The organism is Rhizobium sp. TBD182, assembly GCF_001950375.1.
Taxonomy (GTDB): domain Bacteria; phylum Pseudomonadota; class Alphaproteobacteria; order Rhizobiales; family Rhizobiaceae; genus Agrobacterium; species Agrobacterium tumefaciens.
This window is the reverse complement of record NZ_BDLN01000005.1, coordinates 1-13403: the sequence shown is the minus strand read 5'-3', so window position 1 is coordinate 13403 and position 13403 is coordinate 1. Positions and strand designations below refer to the sequence as shown.

Annotated in this window: 14 protein-coding genes, 2 tRNA genes and 1 pseudogene; 7 read left to right on the top strand and 10 right to left on the bottom strand. The window is 58.1% G+C overall.

Annotated elements, in window-relative coordinates; all coding sequences use genetic code 11:
* Positions 1 to 2 precede the first annotated feature (2 nt).
* Positions 3 to 2984: an excinuclease ABC subunit UvrB gene (gene uvrB, locus T18_RS16000; RefSeq protein ID WP_038492873.1), complete on the bottom strand. Its 2982-nt coding sequence runs from the start codon at positions 2982 to 2984 to the stop codon at positions 3 to 5.
* 241 nt (positions 2985 to 3225) lie between these two features.
* Here uvrB and T18_RS15995 point away from each other — a divergent pair, with 241 nt between their 5' ends.
* The gene (locus T18_RS15995; RefSeq protein ID WP_003513041.1) at positions 3226 to 3579 is read left to right on the top strand and encodes a DMT family protein; all 354 of its coding nucleotides are present in this window, start codon (positions 3226 to 3228) and stop codon (positions 3577 to 3579) included.
* Between the two features lie 61 nt (positions 3580 to 3640).
* Here the strand turns inward: T18_RS15995 and T18_RS15990 are convergent, their stop codons facing one another.
* Positions 3641 to 4024 (bottom strand): winged helix-turn-helix transcriptional regulator, encoded by a 384-nt coding sequence (locus tag T18_RS15990; RefSeq protein ID WP_038491481.1) that lies wholly within the window; start codon positions 4022 to 4024, stop codon positions 3641 to 3643.
* 154 nt (positions 4025 to 4178) lie between these two features.
* On the opposite strand from T18_RS15990, the gene T18_RS15985 reads away from it, so the two are divergent.
* Positions 4179 to 4790, top strand: coding sequence for an NAD(P)-dependent oxidoreductase (locus tag T18_RS15985; protein WP_038491478.1), 612 nt, complete (start codon positions 4179 to 4181; stop codon positions 4788 to 4790).
* A gap of 12 nt (positions 4791 to 4802) precedes the next feature.
* A complete protein-coding gene (locus T18_RS15980; protein ID WP_038491475.1) occupies positions 4803 to 5279 on the top strand; it encodes a nuclear transport factor 2 family protein in 477 nt (158 codons plus the stop codon).
* A gap of 176 nt (positions 5280 to 5455) precedes the next feature.
* Here T18_RS15980 and T18_RS15975 read toward each other — a convergent pair whose 3' ends face one another.
* The 5 genes from T18_RS15975 to rlmB form a co-directional block, all read right to left on the bottom strand.
* Positions 5456 to 6820, bottom strand: coding sequence for a PepSY-associated TM helix domain-containing protein (locus tag T18_RS15975; RefSeq protein WP_038491473.1), 1365 nt, complete (start codon positions 6818 to 6820; stop codon positions 5456 to 5458).
* A 48-nt stretch (positions 6821 to 6868) separates the two neighbouring features.
* Entirely contained in the window at positions 6869 to 7285 is a 417-nt protein-coding gene (locus T18_RS15970; protein WP_038491470.1) for a DUF2946 family protein, read from the bottom strand.
* A gap of 99 nt (positions 7286 to 7384) precedes the next feature.
* A complete protein-coding gene (locus T18_RS15965; protein ID WP_003513035.1) occupies positions 7385 to 7978 on the bottom strand; it encodes a hypothetical protein in 594 nt (197 codons plus the stop codon).
* A gap of 6 nt (positions 7979 to 7984) precedes the next feature.
* Positions 7985 to 8377, bottom strand: coding sequence for an acyl-CoA thioesterase (locus T18_RS15960; RefSeq protein WP_038491466.1), 393 nt, complete (start codon positions 8375 to 8377; stop codon positions 7985 to 7987).
* Positions 8378 to 8453: 76 nt separating this feature from the next.
* Positions 8454 to 9341, bottom strand: a complete 888-nt coding sequence (gene rlmB / locus T18_RS15955; protein WP_003513033.1) for a 23S rRNA (guanosine(2251)-2'-O)-methyltransferase RlmB — start codon at positions 9339 to 9341, stop codon at positions 8454 to 8456.
* A gap of 209 nt (positions 9342 to 9550) precedes the next feature.
* On the opposite strand from rlmB, the gene T18_RS15950 reads away from it, so the two are divergent.
* A tRNA-Tyr gene (locus T18_RS15950) sits at positions 9551 to 9635 on the top strand.
* Between the two features lie 26 nt (positions 9636 to 9661).
* Positions 9662 to 9735: transfer RNA gene (locus T18_RS15945), tRNA-Gly, on the top strand.
* A gap of 69 nt (positions 9736 to 9804) precedes the next feature.
* Here the strand turns inward: T18_RS15945 and T18_RS15940 are convergent.
* The gene (locus tag T18_RS15940; RefSeq protein ID WP_013636443.1) at positions 9805 to 9999 is read right to left on the bottom strand and encodes a hypothetical protein; all 195 of its coding nucleotides are present in this window, start codon (positions 9997 to 9999) and stop codon (positions 9805 to 9807) included.
* A gap of 119 nt (positions 10000 to 10118) precedes the next feature.
* The gene (locus T18_RS15935; protein ID WP_038491463.1) at positions 10119 to 10445 is read right to left on the bottom strand and encodes a BA14K family protein; all 327 of its coding nucleotides are present in this window, start codon (positions 10443 to 10445) and stop codon (positions 10119 to 10121) included.
* A 324-nt stretch (positions 10446 to 10769) separates the two neighbouring features.
* On the opposite strand from T18_RS15935, the gene T18_RS15930 reads away from it, so the two are divergent.
* Positions 10770 to 11219, top strand: coding sequence for a hypothetical protein (locus T18_RS15930; protein WP_003513030.1), 450 nt, complete (start codon positions 10770 to 10772; stop codon positions 11217 to 11219).
* Positions 11220 to 12265: 1046 nt separating this feature from the next.
* Here the strand turns inward: T18_RS15930 and T18_RS15915 are convergent.
* Positions 12266 to 12898, bottom strand: coding sequence for a TerC family protein (locus T18_RS15915; protein ID WP_003513029.1), 633 nt, complete (start codon positions 12896 to 12898; stop codon positions 12266 to 12268).
* Between the two features lie 432 nt (positions 12899 to 13330).
* Between T18_RS15915 and T18_RS27260 the strand changes: the two are divergent.
* Positions 13331 to 13403, top strand: a pseudogene (locus tag T18_RS27260) (elongation factor Tu); the annotation flags it as partial.

The window sequence follows — 13403 nt, the reverse complement described above, 5'->3', positions numbered from 1 at the left end:
TATTACTGCCCCGGACGCCCCGTCTTCCCCTTCGTCCGGCTTTTGCGCTTCTGTTCGCCGGCATCCTCATAGGAACCCGCTCCGATCTTGCCGCGCACGAGGGGGCGGGGATCGTCCTTGGTTCGCTCAGGTTGGCCTTCCATGAGCGGTGAGAAACGTTTGCCGGTTTCCGTCTCGGGTTTGCCGGGAACTTCGCCACGCACCGGCTTCTCGGTGCGGCCAACGGTCATCTCGTCCAGCGTGTTCCTGCGAAACAGCGGCTTGCCCGTGTCCGAGCCGGGACCCATTTCGTCCAGCGAAGGTTTGGCGAAGAGAGATTTTCCACTTTCGTTTGCGGAAGCGGCACCGTCCTCTGTCCCGCCCGATATGTCTCCTGCAAGAGGGGAGATCGACCCGTTGCGGGCGTTCGTTTCTTTTTTCTTGCTTCTGCCGCCACCCTCAAGCGATTTCGCCTCTTCCTTCGCCATCGGGTCGTCCATGACGGCGAGTTCGGTGGCCTTGAGGCGCTTGATTTCGTCTCGCAGGCGGGCGGCTTTTTCGAAGTCCAGATCGGCTGCGGCATCGCGCATGGATTTTTCCAGCGCGTTGAGATGGGACTGCAGATTGTTGCCGACCAGATGGCCGCCATCGGCGAAGCCTTTGCCGGAAACGCCTGAAATATCGGCCCTTACGTGATCACGCTCATAAACTGAATCAAGAATATCGGAGATCTTCGCCTTGACCGATTCCGGCGTGATGCCGTGTTCGGCGTTATAGGCCATCTGCTTTTCGCGGCGGCGGGAGGTTTCCTCCATCGCCCGCTTCATCGAGCCGGTGATATTGTCGGCATAAAGGATGACCTTGCCGTCGACGTTACGGGCGGCGCGGCCGATGGTCTGGATCAGCGAAGTTTCCGAACGCAGGAAGCCTTCCTTGTCGGCATCGAGGATCGCGACGAAACCGCATTCGGGAATATCGAGGCCTTCGCGCAGAAGGTTGATACCGACAAGCACGTCGAACGCACCAAGGCGCAGGTCGCGGATGATCTCGATGCGTTCCAGCGTGTCGATATCCGAGTGCATGTAACGCACGCGAACGCCCTGTTCGTGCAGATATTCGGTCAGGTCTTCAGCCATGCGCTTGGTCAGCACGGTGCAGAGTGTGCGATAACCCTTAGCGGCGGTCTCGCGAATTTCGCCGAGAACATCGTCCACCTGGCTGCGGGCGGAGCGCACCTCGACCGGCGGATCGATGAGTCCTGTCGGGCGGATGACCTGTTCGGCGAAGACGCCGCCGGCCTGTTCCATTTCCCACGAGCCGGGGGTGGCCGAAACTGCGACCGTCAGCGGCCGCATCGCATCCCATTCCTCAAAGCGCAACGGGCGGTTATCCATGCAGGAGGGAAGGCGGAAGCCATATTCGGCCAGCGTCGCCTTGCGCCTGAAGTCGCCGCGATACATGCCACCGATCTGGCTAACCGATACGTGGCTTTCGTCAATAAAAAGCAGCGCATTATCAGGGATATATTCAAACAGCGTCGGCGGCGGCTCACCGGGATTGCGGCCGGTGAGATAACGCGAATAGTTTTCGATACCGGCGCAGGAGCCGGTCGCCTCCAGCATTTCGATGTCGTAACGTGTGCGCTGTTCCAGCCGCTGGGCTTCCAGCAGGCGTCCCGCCTTTTCCAACTCGGCGAGGCGGACCCTCAGCTCTTCCTTGATCGACTTGATCGCGCCGTTCAGCGTCGGGCGCGGGGTGACATAGTGCGAATTGGCGTAGATCTTGACGGATTGCAGATCGCCGGTTTTCTGGCCGGTCAGCGGGTCGAATTCGGTAATGGAATCGATTTCGTCGCCGAACATCGAGATGCGCCAGGCGGCATCCTCAAGGTGGGCAGGGAAGATTTCGATGGTATCGCCGCGCACGCGGAAGGAGCCGCGCTGGAAATCCATGTCGCGGCGCTTGTATTGCTGGGCCACAAGGTCGGCCAGAAGCTGGCGCTGGTCCAGCCGGTCGCCCACCTGCATCTGGAAGGTCATGGCGGTATAGGTTTCCACCGAGCCAATACCATAGATGCAGGAAACCGAAGCGACGATGATGCAGTCGTCGCGTTCCAGCAGCGAGCGGGTGGCGGAGTGGCGCATCCGGTCGATCTGTTCGTTGATCGAGGATTCCTTCTCGATGAAGGTGTCGGAGCGCGGCACATAGGCTTCCGGCTGATAATAATCGTAATATGAGACGAAGTACTCTACCGCATTGTCGGGGAAGAAGTTCTTGAACTCGGAATAGAGCTGCGCGGCCAGCGTCTTGTTGGGCGCAAGGATGACGGCCGGGCGCTGGGTTGCCTCGATCACCTTGGCCATGGTGAAGGTTTTGCCGGAGCCGGTGACGCCGAGCAGGACCTGGCTGCGCTCGCCGGAATTGATGCCTTCCACGAGATCGGCAATCGCCGTTGGCTGGTCGCCTGCCGGTTGATACTCCGAGTCCATGCGGATTGTAACGCCGCCTTCGGATTTCGGCGGACGGGCCGGCCGGTGCGGCGTCCACATCTTGCCGTCCTTGAACAGCGGATTGCCGCTCTCGATAAGCGCCGATAGCGCCTCGACGGTGGCGGTGACGGCACCCGGTGCGAGATTGGCCGCCTCCTCCAGGGAAACGTCCATGCCAGCCACGGGATTGAGACCGGCGGCGGCGCGGGTTTTTGGATCGCTCGACGCGCCGATGGAAACGCCGCGCGCTGTCTTGGAAGCCGTGGTGTTTTTAGCCGTTTTGTTGGCCGCTTTTTCCGCTTCCTTGCGCGCTTCGATCTCGATCTTCTTGCGGTGCTTGCCAGCTTTCGAGGCGACTTCGCGCTGGGTTTCCACCGAGCCGGCTTCGGCTTCCGCCTCGAGCTGCTTTACCCAATCGGCAACGCTGCCGCTGAGCGGCGCGCCTTCGAACGACGATTGCGGAGCTTCCTCGAAGCCGGAATTCGAGGGTTTGGAATTTTTGGGTGATCTGGCCATGCGCGAAATATGGAGGGAGTCACGCGCAAAGGGAAGGGGAGGCCAAGAAAAAATGAGTACAAAAAGGAAACGAAGCGCGGGGAACAAAATTTGGCCGGATACGTTGCATAGCGGCCGAATACGCTTTGATAGAAACCGGTTCCGTTTCATACGGCGGTAAGTTAAAGCAAAGACAAAAATGACGGTTGCGTTTTCAAACTGCCTTTCGTGACATCCCTCCCTTCTTCATTCAGGAACAATCATGCCGTTCTCGATCAGCCCTGCCCACATCTGGCCTGTCCTGATGCTCATCGTCTCCAATGTTTTCATGACTTTCGCCTGGTATGGGCATCTCAAGCACAAGGGCAGCGCACTCTTCCTTGCGATTGTCGCAAGCTGGGGCATCGCTTTCTTCGAATACATGCTCGCAGTCCCCGCGAACCGCATGGGATCGGAGGTCTATTCGACCGCGCAGCTCAAGACCATTCAGGAAGTTATCACGCTTGCGGTCTTTGCGCTGTTCTCGGTCTTCTGGCTGAAGGAAAGCATCACGATCAACCACGTGATCGGTTTTGCGCTCATCGCTTTCGGCGCTTCCTTCATCTTCCGCTCCTGATTGCCATAGTGCCTTTCTATTGCCGTGGCGGACAGGTTTCGCCACGGCACGAGGAACGGTATTACGATCCCGTTCCACCATTGGCATAGTCCAACCGCGCCGTACAAATGCGGACGTGGTTCTCGTCCGCCCACTGCACCAGCAATTGCATCGGCACCAGAAACGAACGGCCGAGATTGGTCAGTTCGTATTCCACGCGCGGCGGCACCTGCGCATAGAGCGTGCGGCGAATGAAACCGTCTTCCTCCAGCCGTTTCAGCGTGCGTGACAACATCTGCTTGGAAATATCGTCGATCTTGCGGTTCAATTCGTTGAAACGCAGAACCCCGCCCTGAAGCGCTTCCAAAACCAGCAGGCTCCATTGATCGCCGATGCGATCCAGCGCGTCGCGGATGGGGCAGGGCTGGTCGAAGGCGAAGATTTCCTTGGTTTGCGTATCCGGCATTTTCCCTGCTCTTTCCATTTTCGTGCCCTTTCAGGTCATCGCCGTGTGACCTGATCAGCGTCGGCTGACTTCTTGCAGCCGGGGCTGCGATACCATAGCTTCCCCTAGCGGTCTATTATCTAGACCTACAACGATGCCCATAAAGGAAAAAGCCATGGCTAAAATCGCGCTCATCGGAGCCTCCGGCAATGCCGGATCCCGTATTCTGAAGGAACTTTCCGACCGGGGGCACCAGGTGACGGCGATCGCCCGCAACCCTGAAAAGATCGCCAGCCTGCCGAACGTAGTGGCAAAAAAGGGCGATGTCTTCGATCAGGCAGGGCTTTCGGAACTGCTTAAGGGTCACGATGCCGTGATCAGCGCCGTGCACTTCACTGCGAGCGATCCGGTGACGCTGATCGAGGCCGTCCGTGCCTCGGGCGTTTCCCGTTATCTCGTCGTGGGTGGCGCCGGCAGCCTTGAAATTGCGCCGGGCCAACGCGTGGTTGACCTGCCGGACTTCCCGGCCGCCTACAAGGCCGAGGCGACCAAGGGAGCGGAGTTTCTGGACCGTCTGAAAGGGGAAAAGCAGCTCGACTGGACCTTCCTGTCGCCATCGGCCGAATTCGTGCCGGGGGAAAGAACGGGCAAATTCCGTATCGGCAAGGACAGCCTTTTGGGCAACGAAGCTGGCAGCCGCATTTCTTTCGAGGATTACGCCATCGCGCTTGTCGATGAAATCGAAAAGCCGCAGCATTCCCGCCAGCGTTTCACCGTCGGCTACTGAGAGGTCTCATCCATGAATTTCATGACACGTCGTCTTGCCATCGCTGCTCTTGCCCTCGCGCCCGCGCTGATGGCCGCGCCCGTTCTGGCGGAAACCGCCAAGCGCGATCTGGTTCAGGAAGAAGCCAACCGCAAGCTGGTGATCGATTTTTACGACACCGTCTTCAACCAGCACGAGGTGGCGAAGGGCGCTACCGTCATCGTCGACAGCTACAAACAGCACAATCCGATGGTGCCTGATGGCAAGAAGCCATTCGTCGACTATTTCACCGGCTTCTTCAAGGAAAACCCGCAGGCGAAATCCCGGATCGTGCGTAGCGCCACGGATGGAGATCTGGTTTATCTGCACATCCATTCCACGGATAAAGAAGGTGCTCGCGGAGCCGCCATCGTCGATATTTTCAGGGTCACCGACGGCAAGATCACCGAACATTGGGACGTGATCCAGCCGGTTCCGGAAAAGGCTGCAAACAATAACACGATGTTCTAGAGCATTTCCAGTAAGAGTGCGTAGCGGTTTTACGTCCGGAAAATTCGTAGAAACAAACAGTTAGAGCACGTCAAACAATTCTGTTTAAACAGGACGTGCTCTAAGGCCAAGCTTCTGCCAACCGCCCGGAATTCAGAAGGACACGGCCGGGGGATATCTCCCGGCCGTGTTTTTTGTCAGGCAGCGCGTTGCTTTTCGCGGGACTGCACGATCAGATCGAGAACAAGCATCACCAGCAGGCTTGCGCCAACCAGCGGGAACAGGATGCCGCCGATGGCGAGCAGCGCCAGCAGGCCGCGCAAGACGCGTTTATCCTGCGGCAATGGTGGCACGCCGAGCGAACCTCTGGGGCGTCGTTTCCACCACATGATGCCGGCGGAAACGGCAAGCAGGACGATGCCGACACAGGCTGCCAGCAACACGATCTGGTTGGCGAGGCCGAATTGCTGGCCCATATGCACGTTGATCCCCCATTCCAGCACCTTTCCAAGCGGACCGTAGTCGGAATAGCTCATGTCGATCAGCGGTTTGCCGCTATATTGATCGAGATGGACGACGCGCTGCTTTGAAAGGTCATCGGGATAGACGGAGCCGCTATAGACGCCTGTCGGTTTGGTCGGCAGCACGACGGTATAACCAGGGGCAAGACCGAGCCCGTCGAAACGCGCGATGGCCGCATCTATGCCGATTGGTTGCCCGGTGGCGGATGCGGAGGATTCCGGGATTTTCGCCTGCTCCAGTGACCAGCTGGTCTTGGCCATGTGATCGAGATGTTCGCCGGACATTGGAACATCGGTCCGCACGCCTGCCGGATATCCGAAATTGCTGCCGTTTGCCCATTCGTTGACCTTGGCGCCCCACACGCCCGACCAGGGCATTCCGGTGACTGCGAGAAATACGATGAAAAAGCCGACGAAAATGCCGGTGACGGCATGGGTATCGCGCCAGAAGACGCGTTTTTTCGGCGTGCCGCGCACGGTCAAAACACCGCCGCTCTGCTTCCTAGGCCACCACAGATAGATGCCGGTGGCGACGAGCAGGATGGACCAGCCGGCGGCGATCTCGATCAGATAGCGGGTATAGGTACCGAAATATTTCAGGCTGTGGATGTAGCGGATCGTCCACATGATGGTGCCGCGATCCGGCAGTGAACCGGCAACCTGCCCGGTATAGGTGTTGACGTAGACGGCGCGTTTCCCTTCGGCCGTACTGACGGTAATTTCCGTCGAGGCACCCGGATCGCCTGGCGTGGTGTATTTCACAGCAGTGCCGGGAACTGCCGCAACGGCTGCGGCGAGAATATCGGAGGGGAGTGCTTTCGGCACGTTCTGCGCCACTTCGATGCGCTTCAGGTCCGAATGAATGAGATTGTCGAATTCGTCCCGGAACAGATAGAGCGCACCGGTGACGGCCAGCGATATCAGAAAGGGCAGTACAAAAAGGCCAGCGTAGAAGTGCCAGCGCCATACGGCGCGGTACAGGTTGACGGACGAGGATTGCGCAGGCGCGCGCTCGCCCTCGAAAGAGGTCGTAACGGACATGGATGTCTCCGCAGAAAAGTTGATTTTCCGGCAGGGCCGGATCGCTCTTCACATTTGCAGAGAGGGAGGCGGTGCGCGTGGGCGCGATTCCAGATTGGGTGGTGGCGGCGGCAATGCCGTGTCGCGGTCGAGAAAGTCGACTTCGACGGCCCGGACGATCCCGTCCGCACGCTCGACGGGAGTAACGGGAAGAGCGGCGATGGTAACGGAGGCCAGACGGCAGAGCGTGCCGCAGCAATTGTCGGTGAGCTTGCCCGCAGGGTTGGAGGCCGGGTTCGGTTTGCCCGAACCGCCTTCGGGCATGTGGCTGGAACAGATGATCTCACCGGTCGCCAGCGCGGCTGAGGCCATATTGCCGCTGGTCAGGCCATTCACGAGCCCTTGCAGGAGAAAAAGCAGGACCGCCAGCGTGGCGATGGCGCCAGCCGAACTTCTGTCCTGCATTATCCTGCGAATGAATCCCATTGCAGCGAAATGCCATATTTATCGGGCCGTGTCACCGCGACACGATGGCGAAAGACGAGGCCTGTTTTCAATTGTCACCCGGCGTCGGGATGGGAATGTTCAGGCCAGCAGGTCGTAGGTCCGGAATATCCAGACTACCTGATAAATCAGGGCGAAAATGACGAGAAACCTGTGAAAGCGTCGGTTGCCGATGAAAGCCGCCAGTGTGAACAGAACAACGTAAATAGCTGTGCGGATGAGATATTCAGCGCCCAGCGAGGAGAGGTAGTCCTGTCCCTTCAGCAGCGTATCGCCGATATCCGTGACGAAAAGTGCGGCGAGAAACGCGAAGAACCAGCTTTTACGGGAAAAGAAATAGTCCTCGTATCCCTTGTATTCCTTCATGTCTGAGGGGAACAGCAACACGCACAGGAAATAGAACAGCGAGCAGAACAGGATCAGGAACAGGAACGCGCCGAAGCCGAGGACGTGGCTGGTGGCGGAAAGCCGGTGTTCCCACCACCAGAAATGCACGAGCATCAGAAACAGGAACGCCACCCAGCCGATATGCAAGGGATAGATGCGCTCCTTCTTGGGATGCTGCACGAAACCGGCAAGGCCGGTCAGCAAGCGGGCGAGGCTGAGGCCGACCACCATGCCCATGACGGCGCGGATATGCGCATAGGCTTCCGCGGCGTTGACGGCGGCCTCCATCGCACCCTACTCCGCCGGAGGGATGGGCGTCGGCTGCCCGTTTTCGTCCATCGCCACCATGATAAAGGTTCCGGCGGTGACTTTTTCCAGCTTGTCGTAACGGGAGCGCTGCGCCCAGGCCTCAACCGTCAGCGTGATGGAGGTGCGGCCGAGCCGGGCGATATCGGTGTAGATGGACAGCGTGTCGCCGATCTTCACCGGCAACTCGAAAGCCATTTCCTTGACCGCCGCAGTGACCACGCGACAGCGAGACCGCTCCGCGGCGCGGATGCCGCTGGCCAAGTCCATCTGGGACATGACCCAGCCGCCGAAAATATCACCGGCCGGATTGGCGTCGGCCGGCATTGCGAGCGTCCGCAGCGTCAGCTCGCCGGTCGGTTTGATGGGCAGGTCGGTCATGTCGAGATTTGCTCCTTGCGAATGTCAAAGGCGCAGCATGCGTTGCGCTTTGTGATTTCGCAAGGAAGGGTAAGCGTCAGGACGACGCTTTGCCCAGAAATTGCTGCGTTGCATAAAGGGCGATGGCTGCCGCATTAGATACGTTGAGCGATTTGATCTCGCCCGGCATATCGAGACGGGCGAGCGCCGAAACGGTTTCGCGGGTCTTCTGGCGCAGACCCTTGCCTTCGGCTCCCAGCACCAGGGCGATCTTTGCGCCGGTGAAGGTTTGCTCGATGGGGGCGGGGCCTTCCGAATCCAGACCGACCGAGAAGAAGCCAAGCTTGTGCAGCTCGCCCAATGTATCGGCAAGGTTGGTGATCTGGATATAGGGAATGAGTTCCAGTGCGCCGGACGCAGACTTCGCAAGCACGCCTGACTCCGTCGGGCTATGGCGAATGGTGGTGATGACGGCGCCGGCGTTGAAGGCGACCGCCGAGCGCATGATGGCGCCGACATTGTGCGGGTCGGTGACCTGATCGAGCACGAGGATCAACGGGCTTTTCTTCAGCGCGTCGAGTTTCTTGACCGGAAGCGGCCTGGTTTCCAGCATCACGCCCTGATGGATCGCCTCGGGGCCGAGCACCTTGTCGATATCCTGCGGTGAGACAATCTCTACCGGGAAGGGCTGCGCATCCGCTTCGCCGATATCCAGACGCGCAAAGGCATTCAGGGTAACCGACAGCTTGATGAGTTGCCGTTCGGGATTGGAAAGCGCCGCACGCACGGTATGAAGGCCGTAAAGGTGGACCTGATCCGGCGCAAGCTGCGGCGGCTTCCAGTCTTCCGCGCCACGATTCCGGCGCTTCGGCTGCTGTGGGGTCGGAATTTCGCCCCTCTCGCGTTTGGCATCGCGCACGGCACGGCGCAGGGTGGCGTAGTGCGTGTCGCGGGTGGATTTGTCGTTTGGATCGTCTTTGCTCATGGCGCCTTATATCTCCGGGACGCGACGCACACCAGCCCCCGCGATAATCCACAGGCCTGCAAAGAGGTTTGAATTTTTTCCCGAAAATTCGTGAAACGGCGTGTTGACAGAAGCGAACGAGGCCGTCATATACGCGCCACAGACGACGCAACGGCGCTTCGCCGGAGAGAAATCTGAAGAGCTTGGTTGCTCGATCCTAGCAGATAGCTGGAGGGATGCCCGAGTGGTTAAAGGGGACGGACTGTAAATCCGTTGGCTACGCCTACGTTGGTTCAAATCCAACTCCCTCCACCATTCTGCGCAGGATCAAAATCACCACCGCGGGTATAGCTCAATGGTAGAGCAGCAGCCTTCCAAGCTGAATACGCGGGTTCGATTCCCGCTACCCGCTCCAAAACTTCTCAAAAAGATCGATAATTTTGCCTCGCGCCGATGTGCAGACTCCAATCAGCGTTGGCTGTTTTCAGCTCGCCTCCAAGGCCGACTGAATCCGCATTTTCTCTGCGTCGAGCTCGCTTAACCTCACCATATGCGCCGTAATTTTCTCAAAGATCGAGGTGCGATCCGCTGTCGACAGGCGTTCAGTGTGGCGCAGGGCAGTAATGACCTCGATCAGATCAAGTCGCTCTTGCTCAAGTTTTTCAAGATTCCACATCATCGCGTTTCCTCGCTGGCACGCGCTTCAAACGGCCAACCCGGATAAAGGTTCAGGTCAATAGAATTTAAAGTAAATTTTATCTTATTGGCTGGGACGCGGTGCGCTGCGGCACGGCTGAATCAATTCGGAGAACGACATTGCGTCCGTATGCCGGCGGCTGCCATATAGCTGTTGTCGGTTGGATGGTATGATGCGTAACGCGCTGCACACCATTTTACGTGGTTTATTTCCGATTCTGAGAGGGCGTAACCGTTGGATGACGCCTCTTCACCCTTGCCCGCGGCAAAGGCGGATGCGGGATAGCCGCGACCGTCGGAATTCTGCGCCTGCTCCTGTTGTTCGTAGGCCGGTTGTATGAGGCTCAGCGCACTGGCGGGCACGGTAGAAGCGGTAGATATTGCGACGCCAAGAGCGAGCGCGGAGATAGTCTTCGGCATCCTCAACATCGATAAATCCTCGTTATTCGTTCGAGATGCTAACGAAAATTAAGGAATTTCGTTCCGATGCAGGGTTGACGTCACACGAATACGTGATTCGTTGTGCGGTGCTTGCCGTCGTTCGCGTGGCAAGGCGGAGATGCCCCCGGCGGCGGGCTGATTGTGGATATCCATGGTCACTGTGTGATGCCGTCCTCACCGCGAAAACGCCACGCCCGATGAGCACATTTTGCTCCCCGCCAATTCGACTTTCAGTGCTTGTTGCACTGCTCGTTGACAAGCGGAAAGTCCGGTCGGATAGTCTGCCGGCAATCATGCACACGGGAGTCTTCGATGATCAACAGGGTTGTAATTCTCTCATCCTTAGCGCTGCTCGCATCGGCGGCGTTTGTCTCCCCCGCAGCGGCGCTCACCATGAAAGAGTGCAGCGTGAAATACCAGGCGGCGAAAGCCGACGGGTCCGCGAAGGACGTCAAGTGGAACGACTATCGCGCCAAGTTCTGCGGTAGCGATGCTGCTGCCGAAAGCGCTGCCGACGACAAGCAAGTTGCGGCTACCACCGACAAAGAACCCGAAAAGGCGACGATAAAGGCTCCGAAGAGCGTCGTATTTCCGAGTGCTGTCGATAAGAAATATTCAAGCGAGACTCCTGGCAAGGCCCGCCTGAAGACCTGCGTCGATTCTTATCGTAAGAACAAGGATGACGGCACGCTCGGCGATCTCAAGTGGATTCAGAAGGGTGGCGGTTACTGGAGCCTGTGCAATACGGCTTTGAAGAGCTGACGCGCTTTTTTGGGGCGGCGGCTGATCGCCGTTGCCCCAGCAATGACGCGTCATCAGACATCATACCGAAGGACTTAATTTGTCGATTCGGTTGACCGGAGCGTGTCTGAGCCACGTCCAGAACGACGTGCGGTTTTTCCTGTGCCCTGCAAATCCTGCGGCAAGCGTGGCCCAGCGTTTTCACGCTTACCGGCGGGTTGATATTCACATGGTCAGGCAACCCCGGTTTCGGGCGGGTAAAATCTGCGAATGGTTTGCGATTCAGCATCTTGATAGAAAGAGTTGATCTTGCGGCTTGATCCGCATCCAGCAATCAAACGGTTACGGCTGTCCCTTGGCGGCTGGCCGGCAATGTGGGCGGATGACCAGACGATTTCGAAACTACCTCGCCGTACTCGCCATATCATTACTGATGTGGACGTTGGTGCTTGGCGTCATTTATTGGCTGTTTCGATAGCTCTTGCCGCAGCTTCAGCGCCGAAATGAACCCGCTTCAATCGGCGGCATAACCAGGACATGCCTTCGCGGCTGATATTCGGCAAATCTTGCCAACAAAGAATGGACGTTGCCCCCGAAGGAGCGGCGGCAGGGCGGTTTTGGGAAACCTTGCCATGCCGCCGGTCAGCGTTGAATTGCGCGCAGCGCGTTCAGCCTAGAACGAGCGCTGTTAAGAGCGCCAGCAGGATTAGTGAGCTTGCAACAGCGCCCAGCTTCATCCTGCGAAGGCGGCGGGTGCGACCGCCGGTCCAGTCATAAGCCATTGGCAGCTTTACCTTTCTTTTTATTTTTATGACTTATTAACTAGCTCACTAGGCTTGCCCGTGGCTGACCTCAATTGCCAAAATCCATAGGCAAAAAATCACGATTTCCCTGTCTTATCCGAATGTTGCAGCGGATGCGGAGACCGATTCCCCTGTGCGCCGATTTCACCTGCGCGTGCGCTTGCAATGCTGCGCAGGCAAGGGTGCATTTGTGTGGGTACGAAAAGAAAAGGCCCGGAAACTCTCGTTTCCAGGCCTTCCGGGACGAATATGTGACTGCCAGTCTCAGCCGAAATATGGCTTGATGTAGGGCAGGACTTCGATCACGCCGTGATATAGCATGTTGAGCGCCACATAGATGATGACCATCAGGCCAAGATACGAAATCCAGCGGTAGCGGTGCAGCAACTTGGCGACGAAATTGGCGGCCAGTCCCATGAGGGCGATCGAGACGACGAGACCGATGATCAGCACCGTGACATGGTCCTGCGCGGCACCGGCGACGGCAAGCACGTTGTCCAGCGACATGGACACATCGGCGATGACGATCTGGGTTGCGGCCTGAAAGAAGGTCTTGTGACCTTTGGTCAGGTCAGCCTCTTCGTCCGTCACCTCGTCTTCGATGGAGCCTGCGGCTTCGCGCAGTTCGGACCACATCTTCCAGCAAACCCAGGCAAGCAGAAGCCCGCCGAAGAGTTGAAGCCCGACAATGGAGAGAAGCTGCACGGTGACGGCGGCAAAGCCGATGCGCAATACGGTGGCGGCGATGATGCCGACCAGGATCGCCTTGCGGCGAAGATGGGCGGGAAGACCGGCGGCGGCAAGGCCGATGACGATGGCATTGTCGCCTGCGAGAACGAGATCGATCGCAATGACTTGCATGAATGCCGTGAAGCCGGCGGCTGTGAAGATTTCCATTGAGCGGTCCTGAAACGGATGTAATTTCGCGCCGGAGAGCGCGGCTGATCAATATGTGGCATAGAGGTTTTGCGCCTGGGCGCATCGTCCCGCTCGCCCGTCTCCCCCCGGAGATGAAATTTCCTTAAGCCATGATGAGGGTCCAGGTAAAGAAGTTGTGATAAAGAAAAAGCTTATTTAACGATCCGATTGTGCGAAGAGGGGTACAGGCAGGGTCCCGTCCGTGCGTCCCGTCTGCCCGTCGCGTGGGAAGGCTGAGCCAGCTTTGAATATCGCGCGGAACGCACCATATATGCACCTTGAGGCGCGCCTTAGGCGTGCGCGACCGTGCTTTGACAATTAAGTCTTGCGCATTCGCTTACAAAGCCTTAAACGGCGACACCAAACCGGTTCGCCGGGAAAACTACTTCACGTTCACAGGAAGCAATTCACATGGCAAAGAGCAAGTTTGAGCGCAATAAGCCGCACGTCAACATTGGCACGATCGGTCACGTCGACCACGGCA

What these genes read in the sequence shown, in the direction of transcription:
- T18_RS15915 (WP_003513029.1), bottom strand. Translation starts at nt 12,898, where the DNA reads ATGGAAATCTTCACAGCCGCCGGCTTCACGGCATTCATGCAAGTCATT.
- T18_RS15940 (WP_013636443.1), bottom strand. Translation starts at nt 9,999, where the DNA reads ATGATGTGGAATCTTGAAAAACTTGAGCAAGAGCGACTTGATCTGATC.
- T18_RS15980 (WP_038491475.1), top strand. Translation starts at nt 4,803, where the DNA reads ATGAATTTCATGACACGTCGTCTTGCCATCGCTGCTCTTGCCCTCGCG.
- uvrB (WP_038492873.1), bottom strand. Translation starts at nt 2,984, where the DNA reads ATGGCCAGATCACCCAAAAATTCCAAACCCTCGAATTCCGGCTTCGAG.
- T18_RS15935 (WP_038491463.1), bottom strand. Translation starts at nt 10,445, where the DNA reads ATGTTGAGGATGCCGAAGACTATCTCCGCGCTCGCTCTTGGCGTCGCA.
- T18_RS15990 (WP_038491481.1), bottom strand. Translation starts at nt 4,024, where the DNA reads ATGCCGGATACGCAAACCAAGGAAATCTTCGCCTTCGACCAGCCCTGC.
- T18_RS15975 (WP_038491473.1), bottom strand. Translation starts at nt 6,820, where the DNA reads ATGTCCGTTACGACCTCTTTCGAGGGCGAGCGCGCGCCTGCGCAATCC.
- T18_RS15930 (WP_003513030.1), top strand. Translation starts at nt 10,770, where the DNA reads ATGATCAACAGGGTTGTAATTCTCTCATCCTTAGCGCTGCTCGCATCG.
- T18_RS15965 (WP_003513035.1), bottom strand. Translation starts at nt 7,978, where the DNA reads ATGGAGGCCGCCGTCAACGCCGCGGAAGCCTATGCGCATATCCGCGCC.
- T18_RS15995 (WP_003513041.1), top strand. Translation starts at nt 3,226, where the DNA reads ATGCCGTTCTCGATCAGCCCTGCCCACATCTGGCCTGTCCTGATGCTC.
- rlmB (WP_003513033.1), bottom strand. Translation starts at nt 9,341, where the DNA reads ATGAGCAAAGACGATCCAAACGACAAATCCACCCGCGACACGCACTAC.
- T18_RS15960 (WP_038491466.1), bottom strand. Translation starts at nt 8,377, where the DNA reads ATGACCGACCTGCCCATCAAACCGACCGGCGAGCTGACGCTGCGGACG.
- T18_RS15985 (WP_038491478.1), top strand. Translation starts at nt 4,179, where the DNA reads ATGGCTAAAATCGCGCTCATCGGAGCCTCCGGCAATGCCGGATCCCGT.
- T18_RS15970 (WP_038491470.1), bottom strand. Translation starts at nt 7,285, where the DNA reads ATGGGATTCATTCGCAGGATAATGCAGGACAGAAGTTCGGCTGGCGCC.